General features: G+C 68.8%; 13 protein-coding genes. 4 read left to right on the forward strand and 9 right to left on the reverse strand.

Annotation, left to right across the window (positions count from 1 at the left end; genetic code table 11):
- Nucleotides 1-116 precede the first annotated feature (116 nt).
- Nucleotides 117-329 carry a DUF397 domain-containing protein gene (locus EST92_RS13835; protein ID WP_129281231.1) on the reverse strand — a complete coding sequence of 71 codons (213 nt, stop codon included), beginning with the start codon at nucleotides 327-329 and terminating at the stop codon, nucleotides 117-119.
- Nucleotides 326-1147, reverse strand: a complete 822-nt coding sequence (locus EST92_RS13840) for a helix-turn-helix transcriptional regulator (protein ID WP_129281232.1) — start codon at nucleotides 1145-1147, stop codon at nucleotides 326-328. Before EST92_RS13840 ends, EST92_RS13835 begins: the two co-directional genes overlap by 4 nt.
- A gap of 112 nt (nucleotides 1148-1259) precedes the next feature.
- Between EST92_RS13840 and EST92_RS13845 the strand changes: the two genes are divergently transcribed.
- The 3 genes from EST92_RS13845 (at nucleotide 1260) to EST92_RS13855 (ending at nucleotide 3196) form a co-directional block, all read left to right on the forward strand.
- Nucleotides 1260-1481, forward strand: a complete 222-nt coding sequence (locus EST92_RS13845; RefSeq protein WP_129281233.1) for a hypothetical protein — start codon at nucleotides 1260-1262, stop codon at nucleotides 1479-1481.
- Nucleotides 1482-1542: 61 nt separating this feature from the next.
- Nucleotides 1543-2289: a DNA repair protein RecO gene (gene recO / locus EST92_RS13850; RefSeq protein ID WP_129281234.1), complete on the forward strand. Its 747-nt coding sequence runs from the start codon at nucleotides 1543-1545 to the stop codon at nucleotides 2287-2289.
- An 88-nt stretch (nucleotides 2290-2377) separates the two neighbouring features.
- Nucleotides 2378-3196 (forward strand): isoprenyl transferase, encoded by an 819-nt coding sequence (locus EST92_RS13855; RefSeq protein ID WP_129281235.1) that lies wholly within the window; start codon nucleotides 2378-2380, stop codon nucleotides 3194-3196.
- Nucleotides 3197-3282: 86 nt separating this feature from the next.
- Here EST92_RS13855 and EST92_RS13860 read toward each other — a convergent pair whose 3' ends face one another.
- The 7 genes from EST92_RS13860 to EST92_RS13890 all read right to left on the reverse strand — a co-directional run bounded on the left by EST92_RS13860 (nucleotide 3283) and on the right by EST92_RS13890 (nucleotide 9002).
- Entirely contained in the window at nucleotides 3283-3858 is a 576-nt protein-coding gene (locus tag EST92_RS13860; RefSeq protein ID WP_129281236.1) for a hypothetical protein, read from the reverse strand.
- 85 nt (nucleotides 3859-3943) lie between these two features.
- Nucleotides 3944-4987 (reverse strand): hypothetical protein, encoded by a 1044-nt coding sequence (locus EST92_RS31615; protein ID WP_174244011.1) that lies wholly within the window; start codon nucleotides 4985-4987, stop codon nucleotides 3944-3946.
- A gap of 145 nt (nucleotides 4988-5132) precedes the next feature.
- A complete protein-coding gene (locus EST92_RS13870) occupies nucleotides 5133-5489 on the reverse strand; it encodes a hypothetical protein (protein WP_129281237.1) in 357 nt (118 codons plus the stop codon).
- 278 nt (nucleotides 5490-5767) lie between these two features.
- On the reverse strand, nucleotides 5768-6196 hold the full coding sequence (locus EST92_RS13875) for a transcriptional repressor (RefSeq protein WP_129281238.1): 429 nt from the start codon (nucleotides 6194-6196) through the stop codon (nucleotides 5768-5770).
- Between the two features lie 132 nt (nucleotides 6197-6328).
- Nucleotides 6329-7228 (reverse strand): metal ABC transporter permease, encoded by a 900-nt coding sequence (locus EST92_RS13880; protein ID WP_093483141.1) that lies wholly within the window; start codon nucleotides 7226-7228, stop codon nucleotides 6329-6331.
- Nucleotides 7228-8007 (reverse strand): metal ABC transporter ATP-binding protein, encoded by a 780-nt coding sequence (locus EST92_RS13885; RefSeq protein ID WP_129281239.1) that lies wholly within the window; start codon nucleotides 8005-8007, stop codon nucleotides 7228-7230. The genes EST92_RS13880 and EST92_RS13885 overlap by 1 nt, the downstream gene beginning before the upstream one ends.
- Nucleotides 8008-8039: 32 nt before the next feature.
- Entirely contained in the window at nucleotides 8040-9002 is a 963-nt protein-coding gene (locus EST92_RS13890; RefSeq protein WP_129281240.1) for a metal ABC transporter substrate-binding protein, read from the reverse strand.
- A gap of 210 nt (nucleotides 9003-9212) precedes the next feature.
- On the opposite strand from EST92_RS13890, the gene EST92_RS13895 reads away from it, so the two are divergent.
- Complete coding sequence (locus tag EST92_RS13895) at nucleotides 9213-10595, forward strand: glycine--tRNA ligase (RefSeq protein WP_129248386.1); 1383 nt, start codon at nucleotides 9213-9215, stop codon at nucleotides 10593-10595.
- The last annotated feature ends 168 nt before the right edge of the window (nucleotides 10596-10763 follow it).

Consider the following 10763-nt stretch of genomic DNA (forward strand, 5'->3'; position numbering starts at 1 on the left):
GCGCGGAAGGTCGCCTTCCGCCCATGTTGACCCGGACCATAACGTGATGTGGCCCCGTCATCCAGTGCGATGGCGGGGCCTTTGTGTGCCTGTTGTGTGCGCTTGGTGAAAGCCGGTCAGGCGGTCGGCAGTTGCCTGCCTTTGACCGCGTCCACGAAGGCCGTCCAGCCGGCGGCCGGGAAGACCAGGGCGGGGCCGTGCGGGTTCTTGCTGTCGCGGACGGGGACTACGCCGGGGTGGTTGTCGGAAACCTCAAGGCAGTTGTCCGGCTGACCACTGCTGTAGCTGCTCTTGCGCCACTGGGCGGTGGCCAGGTCGTATCGGCTCATGAGTTCCTGTAGCTCTCTGCCGCCGACTCGATCAGAGCTAGGGATGCCTCCGGCGACAATGCGGCGGCCCTGATGAGATCGTAAGTCGCCTGTGCCCGCTTCACCGTGGTGGGTTCGTCAACTAGTTGGCCCCAAAACATCCCCTCCGTATAGAGCGTTGGCGGTGCGTCCTCGAAGTCCATGAGCCTCATGGACTTGGACATGCCTGCATGAGCGCCTTGCGCGTAGGGAATCACCTGGATCAGCACCCGGCGGCTGTGCGCGAGGGCTGCGACGTGGTCCAACTGCTCGGCCATACAAGCCGCTCCGCCGACCGGTGTTCGCAGCGCATGCTCGTGGATGATCGCCCAGTAGGTGGGATTCGCAGGGCCCTTCAGGACTTTGGCTCGTTCCAGTCGTGCGGCAACCCATCCGTCCAGCTCGTCGTCGGAAACGAAGGGGTTGTCCGCCAGCATCACTGCGCGGATGTACGCCGTCGTCTGTAGCAAGCCCGGCACCAGCACGGAGTCGAATTCGCAGATCTTGATCGCGAGGGCTTCCAGCTCCGCGGCGGCTGCAAAATAGTCCGTGAAGTTGGATGCGTTGATCAGCTTTCGCCACATCCGCTCGAAAAAGCCATCGGATTGCAGGACGCCATCGATCCGCATCGCCACATCCAGCTGCGGTTTCCGGATCGCCTGCTCGAACTGGCCGATGTAGCCGCCGGACACGAAGACCATCCCCCCAAGTGCCTCCTGGGTTAAGCCCGCGTCCTCCCGTCGTCGCTTGAGTTCCGTCCCCCAGAATTCCCATGCGGCCTGACGTGATGCGTTGGCCATGACATTCGTCCTCTCTCTGCGCGCCCGTTGCAGTGTCGGCCCCCTTGCCCAGCGTAGTTCCGTAGCGTCACTCTCTGACTGCGAACAGTGAAACCCCTCACGGAAAGTGCGGATGCTCATGCAGCAGCAGTTCAAGGAAGTGGAAGACGTGACGACGGAATTGCGGGAGGCGCTGGCCCGTGCGGGGGTGGTCCTCCCGTCGCTGCGTCCGGACCCCGTGTCGATCGCCCACCGCTATCTGCCGCCACTCGTTGAGCTGGGGCGATGCTCGATGGACGTCGCCCGCAAGCTCACCGCCGCGCTGGCCGAGCCCGCCCGGGGCGACCGGGGCTGAGGGGCGGCCTGAGGGACAGGCTGAGGGACACCCGGTCCCGCCGATGCGCGAGAATGACGCCATGAGTCTGTTCCGCGACGACGGCATCGTGCTGCGCACCCAGAAGCTGGGCGAGGCGGACCGGATCATCACGCTGCTCACCCGAGGCCACGGACGGGTCCGTGCCGTGGCCCGGGGGGTGCGGCGGACGAAGTCGAAGTTCGGGGCGCGGCTGGAGCCGTTTTCCCACGTCGACGTGCAGTTTTATGCGCGCGGCAGCGAGCTGATCGGGCGCGGGCTGCCGCTGTGCACGCAGAGCGAGACGATCGCGGCGTACGGCGGCGGGATCGTCACCGACTACGCCCGCTACACCGCCGGTACCGCGATGCTGGAGACCGCGGAGCGGTTCACCGATCACGAGGGCGAGCCCGCCGTACAGCAGTATCTGCTGCTGGTCGGCGGGCTGCGGACGCTGGCCCGCGGGGAGCACGAGCCGCATCTGGTGCTGGACGCCTTCCTGCTGCGCTCGCTCGCGGTGAACGGTTATGCGCCGAGTTTCGACAGCTGTGCGCGGTGCGGAATGCCCGGTCCGAACCGGTTCTTCTCGGTTGCGTCGGGCGGTGTGACCTGCGGCGACTGCCGGGTGGCGGGGAGCGTCGTACCCTCCTCTGAGGCCCTTGCGCTCCTGAGTGCGCTGCTGACCGGCGACTGGGAGACCGCGGACGCCTGCGAGGCCCGCCATGCCCGCGAGGGCAGCGGACTGGTCACGGCGTATTTGCACTGGCATCTGGAGCGGGGCCTGCGTTCCCTCCGGTACGTAGAGAAATAACGCAAGCGACACCCCCCAACCCTCACAACGCACACCCCGACCCTCAAGACAGCTCGACCGCACAAGACACATAGGAGACGTGGGCCGCATGGCACGACGCGGGATTCTGGGCCGTAATCGACGTGAGTACGTGACGCCGGAGCCGCACCCTTCCGGTGCGCGGCCGCCGAAGATCCCCGGTGAGCTCGTCCCGAACCACGTCGCGGTCGTCATGGACGGCAACGGCCGGTGGGCCAAGGAACGCGGGCTGCCGCGTACCGAGGGCCACAAGGTCGGCGAGGGCGTCGTCCTGGACGTCCTCAAGGGCTGCATCGAAATGGGCGTGAAGAATCTTTCGCTGTACGCCTTCTCGACGGAGAACTGGAAGCGGTCGCCCGAGGAGGTCCGCTTCCTGATGAACTTCAACCGCGATGTGATCCGCCGGCGCCGTGACGAGATGGACGCGCTGGGTATTCGTATCCGCTGGGTCGGGCGGATGCCGAAGCTGTGGAAGTCCGTGGTGCAGGAGCTCCAGGTCGCCCAGGAGCAGACCAAGAACAATGACGCGATGACGCTGTATTTCTGCGTGAATTACGGCGGGCGTGCGGAGATCGCGGATGCGGCGGCCGCCATCGCGGCGGATGTACGGGCCGGAAAGCTGGACCCGTCGAAGGTCAATGAGAAGACCATCGCGAAGTACATGTACTACCCGGACATGCCGGATGTGGACCTCTTCGTGCGGCCGTCGGGCGAGCAGCGGACCTCGAACTATCTGATCTGGCAGAGCGCTTACGCCGAGATGGTCTTCCAGGACATCCTGTGGCCGGACTTCGACCGGCGGAACCTGTGGGAGGCGTGCCTGGAGTACGCGAAGCGGGACCGCCGGTTCGGGGCGGCGCCGGTGGCGGAGGGCGAGTCCGCGACGTAAGAACGGCGGATGACCGAGCTGTGAGAAAAGGGGGCTGGTGGCGTTCGCCCGAACGCCACCAGCCCCCTTTACCCTACCCGTACCCCTCAGGAGTGCCAGATCTCGCGGAGGTGCGAGACCGCGCCGGAGCCGTTCAGGGTGAGCTCGTAGATGTCTCCCGAGCAGGCGAGCGGCGCCTTGACCTGGTCGTGCTTCAGGCAGGCGGTGAGGTGCCCGGAGAACGTGGCGAGGGACACCGTGCGGTGGCCGGTCGCGCTCGTGGTCAGCTCGGCGGTGGCTCCCGCGGCCAGCCGGTACTGGCCGGCCTTGCCCGTCCCCGCGTATCCGCCGCCGTTGGGGTCGCAGGCGAACTGCGCCTCCTTGACGGACAGTCGGCCCCCGGCCGGCGCCTGGGTGACCTGCACCATCCGGTGTCCCTTGGCCGGCTTGGCCGGGGTGCAGTCGGACGACGGTTCCGGGTCGATCGGCAGGTCCTTCTGCCCGGCGGCGGAGGCCGAGGCGCTCGGCTTGTCGCTCGGCGCGTCGGTCGGGGTGGCCGCCGGTGACGAGGCGGCGGACGCGCTCGCCTGGGAGGAAGCGGCCGGGTCCTCGCCCTTGCAGGACGTGAGCGGGGCCAGCGACGCGGCAAGGACGACCGCGGTGAGCAGTCGGCGGGTGAACATACAGGCGTTCTCTCTCGTGTGCGGGGGGCCGTACGGGGTCGGGGGTAGTGCGGGCCGGTCGCCGCCCGGAGCGAATCCGTGCGGGTCAGAGGCCGTTGCGGCGGTAGGGGACGTACGGTTTGCCGATCGACCTCTCGTGGGCGGCGTCGCCCGAGTAGTACGGGTACGGGATGACGTGGGAGACGGTGCCCTGGGAGCCGTTGTCCTCCAGGGCGATGTACTTGGTGTGCTCCTTGTCGGCCCAGCCGCCGAAGAGGACGGTGTGGTCGCCGGCGATCAGCGCGTCGCCCGGCTGGAGATCGTCCTTGGTGATCACGTGGGCGGTGTCGTTGCCCATCAGGCCGTAGGTGTTCAGGCCCGGCGGCTCCAGGCCCCAGGCGGCGGAGACGAAGCCCGAGCAGTCGTCGCGGTAGCCGTTGGTGGTGGCCGACTGGCTGTAGCCGATGCGGTGGTTCACCCGCTCCAGGGCGCGGTCGATGATGTCCTTGCGCTCGCCGGGCAGCCCGGAGGTGTCGGGGGCCGTCTCGACGCCCGCTCCGGTCGTGGTGTGGTGCTTGCCCGGCGACCAGGCGTCCCAGTCGCCCTTGGTGTCCCACTTGCCGTCGCCGTGGCCCTGGGCGGGCGCCGGGCCGCCGGCGCCGCCGCCGGTGCTGCCGCCGCCACCGCCGCCGCCTGCGCCGCCACCGCCGTTCCCGCCACCGCCGTTGCCGCCTCCGCCTCCGCTGCCGGTGTGGCCGGGCGAGGCGGGGGAGTCGTGCCGCGTGCGGTCCTTGATCTTCTTCAGCGCGTCTTCGATCTTCTTCTCGTTGGCCTCGTACTCGGCCTTGACCTTCTTGATCTTCTCGGCGTCCCCCGCCAGCTCCCCGAGCAGCTTCTTCTTGCTCTCCTCAAGGCGCTTGCTGACCTCGGCGATCTCCTTCACGTCCGCGAGCACCTGGTAGGCGATCCCGAAGCCGGGGAGTGACGCGAGCGGTGCCGCGGCGAGGTCGATCGAGGCCGCGGTGATCAGCGTCTCCTTGATCTCCCCCAGGTGCTGGTTGAGCTCCGCCATGCGCCGGCTGACCGCGTGCCAGTCCTTCTCGATCTTGGCGAGTTCCGCCATCTCGACACCGAATGTGTCGCCTGCCATCCGAACAACCCCCGTGATGTGGTGGTGAACCGCGAAGAATCCGGCATGCCGGGCCCGGGTGCTCCGGGGGTGGCATGCTCCGTGAAGGTGAGCCCTGTGAATGCGGGCTCCGGAAGGGCCGGGCCCGTAAGGGAGTGGCGGTCCGTCAGTAGACCTTGGAGAGCCGGTCGACCGACTCGCCCAGCGTGGACAGATCGTCGGAGATCTGGTTCATCTCTTTGACGCGGCTGTGCGCGACGGCGACGAAGGCGTCGGAGGCCGGGCCGTGCCAGGAGAGCTTTCCGAGGGTGGAGTTGATGTCCTTGGTGAGGACGTCCAGCTCCTTGCTCAGCGCCTTCAGTTCGGCCGAAATCTTCTGCAGATCCGCCTCGCCGCCGCCGAACATCTGGGTCAGCGCCCAGTGCGCGATTTCAGCCGGCGCCATCAAGACGTCCTTGCCGACCTCGACCACATCGCCGACCAGCTTCGTGCCGTCGTCCCAGAGCTCGCCGAGAACGCCCATTCCTACCCCCCGTGGTGTGCGCGGACAGCCGCGCTGATGGCTCGCCGAGAATACCACCAGCGTGTACCTGACAGCTTTTCTCGTACAGGGCAAAACGGAAGCCGGAGCGGGCGGCCCGGCGGCCTCATCCGGTAGGCCGGGGCGGCATGACCGTGCAGGTGGGGACGGGTATACCCCTACCGAGACACCGATCGGGCCGCCTCCGTACGGAAGCGGCCCGATCGGCTGGTCATCGGCTCCAGGGGGTCGGCCCCTGGGCTTCTGCGGGTCCGGGTCGTCTACTGCTTGTCGCCGGCCGCCTGCGCGCACTCCCCGCAGGTCCCGAAGATCTCGATGGTGTGCGCGACGTCCCGGAAGCCGTGCTCCGCGGCGATCTGGTCGGCCCACTTCTCCACCGCGGGGCCCTCGACCTCGACGGCCTTGCCACAGCTCCGGCACACCAGATGGTGGTGGTGATCGTCGGTGCTGCACCGGCGGTAGACGGCCTCGCCGTCGCTGGTGCGCAGCACATCGACCTCACCGGCGTCGGCGAGCGACTGCAGCGTGCGGTAGACGGTGGTGAGCCCCACCGAGTCGCCACGGTGCTTGAGCATGTCGTGCAGCTCCTGTGCGCTGCGGAACTCGTCGACCTCGTCGAGTGCGGCCGACACCGCGGTCCGCTGCCGCGTCGACCGGCCGCGTACCGGAGATCCCGCGCTCGTCGCCACCGTTGCCTCCCTAGGACGTCAGGACTTCCCCCTGCACGTGCGTCCCGCCCATTGTGCCAGGTGATGACCGGCCCCCTGGGGGGACGCTTACACGCACATCTGTCTGCGCCCGCCGACGCCTCGCCATCGCACTCATCCGGCCACGCTCACATCGTCCGTGGCGCCGCGGCTGCCGGGTACCTCCAGGGTGCACCCGCGGGAGGCCTGCGCGGCAGCCCTCGCGCGCTTTTTCGCGAGCGGCGCGGCGAGCGCGGTGAAGACCACGAACAGTCCGATGGCGAACAGCACGATCGTCGCGCCGGACGGCACATCGACGTAGTACGAGGTGGTGGTGCCCGTGACGGTGACCGCGACCCCGATGGCGACGGCCGTGGCGAAGGTGACCGCGAAGCTGCGGCTGATCTGCTGGGCGGCCGCGACCGGGATCACCATCAGGGCGCTGACCAGCAGCAGGCCGACCACGCGCATGGCGACGGTGACGGTGACCGCGGCGGTGACCGCGACCAGCAGGTTGAGCAGCCGCACCGGCAGGCCGGTCACCCGGGCGAACTCCTCGTCCTGGCAGACGGCGAACAGCTGGCGGCGCAGCCCGACCGTGATCGCCAGTACCAGGGCGGCCAGGACGTAGATCGTCGTCATGTCCTGCGGCGAGACGGTGGTGATCGAGCCGAAGAGGTAGGTCCCCAGGTTGGCGTTGGAGCCCGCGTCGGAGAGGTTCATCAGCATCACACCGCCCGCCATGCCGCCGTAGAACAGCATGGCCAGCGCGAGGTCGCCGCGGGTCCTGCCGTACCAGCGGATCAGCTCCATGACGACGGAACCGGCGACGGCGACGGCGGTGGCGACCCACACCGGGCTGGTGTTGAGCAGAAAGCCCAGGCCGACGCCGGTGAGCGCGACATGGCCGATGCCGTCACCCATCAGGGCCTGGCGGCGCTGGACGAGGTAGATGCCGATGGCGGGGGCGGTGATGCCGACGATCAGGGCGGCGATCAACGCCCGCTGCATGAAGGCGTAGTCGAGGATCTCCATCAGCTCAGCAGCCCCGTCCGGATCGGTTCCGCGGCCGCGTCGGCGTGCGGGTGGACATGGTCATGGCCGGGCAGCGCGTGTTGGCCCACGGCCTCGGGCGGCGGGCCGTCGTGGACCACACAGCCGTCGCGCAGCACCACCGCGCGGTCGATCAGCGGCTCCAGAGGACCCAGCTCGTGCAGTACCAGCAGGACCGTGCTGCCCCGGCCGACCTGCTCGCGCAGTGCGGCGGCGAGCACCTCCTGGCTGGCCAGGTCGACGCCGGCCATCGGCTCGTCCATGATCAGCAACTCCGGTTCCCCGGCCAGCGCCCGGGCGATCAGCACCCGCTGGTGCTGGCCGCCGGAGAGCGCGTTGACGGAGTCCTTGGCGCGGTCCGCCATGCCCACCAGCTCCAGGGCGCGGTGCACCGCGGCCCGGTCGGCCTTGCGCAGGATGCCCAGCTTCGTACGGGCCAGCCGGCCGGCCGTGACGACCTCGCGGACGGTGGCGGGCACCCCGCCGGCCGCGGTGGTGCGCTGCGGGACGTAGCCGACCCGGGCCCAGTCCCGGAAGCGCCGGAACTCGGTGCCGAAGAGGGCCAGCTCGCCGCCGGTGAGCGGGACCTGGCCGATCACGGACCGGACGGCGGTGGACTTGCCGGAGCCGTTGGCGCCGAGCAGCGCGACGACCTCGCCCGTGCGGACGGTGAGATCGACGCCGCGCAGTACGGGCCGGGCGCCCAGCGAGGCGGTGGCCTGGCGCAGGTCGATGACCGGTTCGGGGAGCGGATGGTTCATGGTGACCTCCGTCGCGTGCGGGGCGGGGTGTGTCACTTGCTGCCGAGCGCCTTCTGGAGCGCGGCGAGGTTGGCGCGCTGCACACCGAAGTAGTCCTTGCCGCGGCTCTTGCCGGTGATCCCCTCAAGGGGGTCGAGGACATCGGTCTTCAGATGGAGATCGCCGGCCAGGGCCTTGGCGGTGGCCGGGTTGGCGATCGTCTCGAAGAAGACGGTGGAGACGTGGTGCCGTGCGGCGAGGGTGTGCAGGTCCCTGATGCGGTGGGCGCTGGGCTCGGCCTCCGGGTCGAGGCCGCTGATGGCCTCCTCGGTCAGGCCGTAGCGCTCGGCGAGGTAGCCGAAGGCTGCGTGGGTGGTCAGGAAGGTGTCCGAGGAGCGCTTCTTCAGCCCGTCCCGGAATTCCTTGTTCAGGCCGTCCAGCTTCTTGACCAGTACGTCGGTGTTCTTCTGGAAGTCGGCCTTGTGGGCCGGGTCGGCCTGGGCGAGGGTCTTGTTGACGCCCTTGGCGACCTCGGCGTACTTCACGGGGTCGAGCCAGATGTGCGGGTCCTTGCCGCCCTCGGACTCGGAGTGGGAGTGGTTGTCGCCCGTGGTGTGGTGGTGGCCGTCGACCTCGGTGCCGTGCTTCTCCAGCGAGGTGAGGGCGGCGGCGTCGGCGACGTGCTTGGCGCCGGACTGGGCGACGGCGGCGTCCACGGCGGGCTGCAGGCCCTTGAGGTAGACGATGGCGCCGGACTCGCCGAGCTGGCCGGTCTGCTTCGGGGTGAGCTCCAGGTCGTGCGGCTCGACGCCCGGCTTGGTGAGGTCGGTCACCTCGACGTGCTTCCCGCCGATCTGCTGGGCGAGGAATTCCATGGGATAGAAGGACGCCGTCACACGCAGCTTGCCGTCCTCGGTGCGCGCACCGCTGTCGGGGGAGCAGGCGGAGAGGGTCAGCAGGCCGAGCACCGAGGCCCCGGCGAGGGCCGTGGTGATGATATGACGGCGTATGTTCATGACACTCATTTTCAACAAAAGTGGAAACGGTTGTCAACAAGTGCCGGGGCGGTGTGAGCGGGCCGACAGTGGGCCCGAACCGATTTGATCCAGGGGGTACGGCCGCCGGTACCCTGAACTATTCGCCCACCCGTCTCCCGACCACCACCCTCCGTCGAGACGCCAGGGCGCCGCCCGTCCATCGTTCGTCGTCGTAATGAAGAGAGCACCGTGGCCGCCGACAAGATCGATACCATCGTCAGCCTGAGCAAGCGCCGTGGCTTCGTCTACCCCTGCAGTGAGATCTACGGCGGCTCCCGCGCTGCCTGGGATTACGGCCCGCTGGGCGTCGAGCTCAAGGAGAACATCAAGCGTCAGTGGTGGCGCGCCATGGTCACCTCCCGCGAGGACGTCGTCGGTCTCGACTCGTCGGTGATCCTGGCCCCCGAGGTCTGGCAGGCGTCCGGCCACGTCGCCACCTTCACCGACCCGCTGACCGAGTGCACCTCCTGCCACAAGCGCTTCCGCGCGGACCACCTGGAGGAGGCGTACGAGGCCAAGCACGGCCGGCTCCCCGAGAACGGTCTCGCCGACGTCAACTGCCCGCACTGTGGCAACAAGGGCGGCTTCACCGAGCCCAAGCAGTTCTCCGGCCTGCTCTCCACCCACCTCGGCCCGTCCCAGGACACCGCCTCGGTCGCGTACCTGCGCCCCGAGACCGCGCAGGGCATCTTCACCAACTTCGCCCAGGTGCAGCAGACTTCCCGCAAGAAGCCGCCGTTCGGCATCGCGCAGATGGGCAAGTCCTTCCGCAACGAGATCACGCCCGGCAACTTCATCTTCCGGACCCGTGAGTTCGAGCAGATGGAGATGGAGTTCTTCGTCAAGCCGGGCGAGGACGAGAAGTGGCAGGAGTACTGGATGGCCGAGCGGTGGAACTGGTACCGCGACCTCGGCATCCGCGAGGAGAACATCCGCTGGTTCGAGCACCCGGCCGAGAAGCTCTCGCACTACTCCAAGCGCACCGCTGACATCGAGTACCGCTTCAACTTCGGCGGCACCGAGTTCTCCGAGCTGGAGGGCGTGGCCAACCGCACCGACTACGACCTCTCGGCGCACGCCAAGGCCTCCGGCCAGGACCTCTCCTACTTCGACCAGGAGGCCGGCGAGCGCTGGACTCCGTACGTCATCGAGCCGGCCGCCGGCGTGAACCGCGCGATGCTCGCCTTCATGCTCGACGCGTACATCGAGGACGAGGCGCCCAACGCCAAGGGCAAGATGGAGAAGCGCACCGTCATGCGCCTCGACCCGCGCCTGGCGCCGGTCAAGGTCGCGGTGCTGCCGCTGTCCCGCAACCCGCAGCTGTCGCCGAAGGCCAAGGGCCTCGCCGCGGACCTGCGCAAGAACTGGAACATCGAGTTCGACGACGCGGGCGCGATCGGCCGCCGCTACCGCCGCCAGGACGAGATCGGCACCCCGTTCTGCGTCACGGTCGACTTCGACACCCTGGACGACAACGCGGTGACCGTGCGCGAGCGCGACACCATGAAGCAGGAGCGGGTCAGCCTGGACCAGATCCAGGCCTACCTGGGCGCGCGGCTGCTCGGCTGCTAGTCCCTCGCGGGGTGCCGGTTCGCTGTGCGGCGCCGCCGCCCCCGTGTGACCTCAAACGCCGGCCGGCCTCGGATTCTCTCCGGGGCCGGCCGGCGCCTTTGTGGGGGGTGTTGGCGCGCCGCGCGCGGGGTCGGCCGGTGTCGCGGGCGTGGGGGCGGCGGGTGTCGT

Origin of the sequence: Streptomyces sp. TM32, from assembly GCF_004122755.1 — a bacterium.
GTDB classification, from domain to species: Bacteria; Actinomycetota; Actinomycetes; order Streptomycetales; family Streptomycetaceae; genus Streptomyces; species Streptomyces sioyaensis.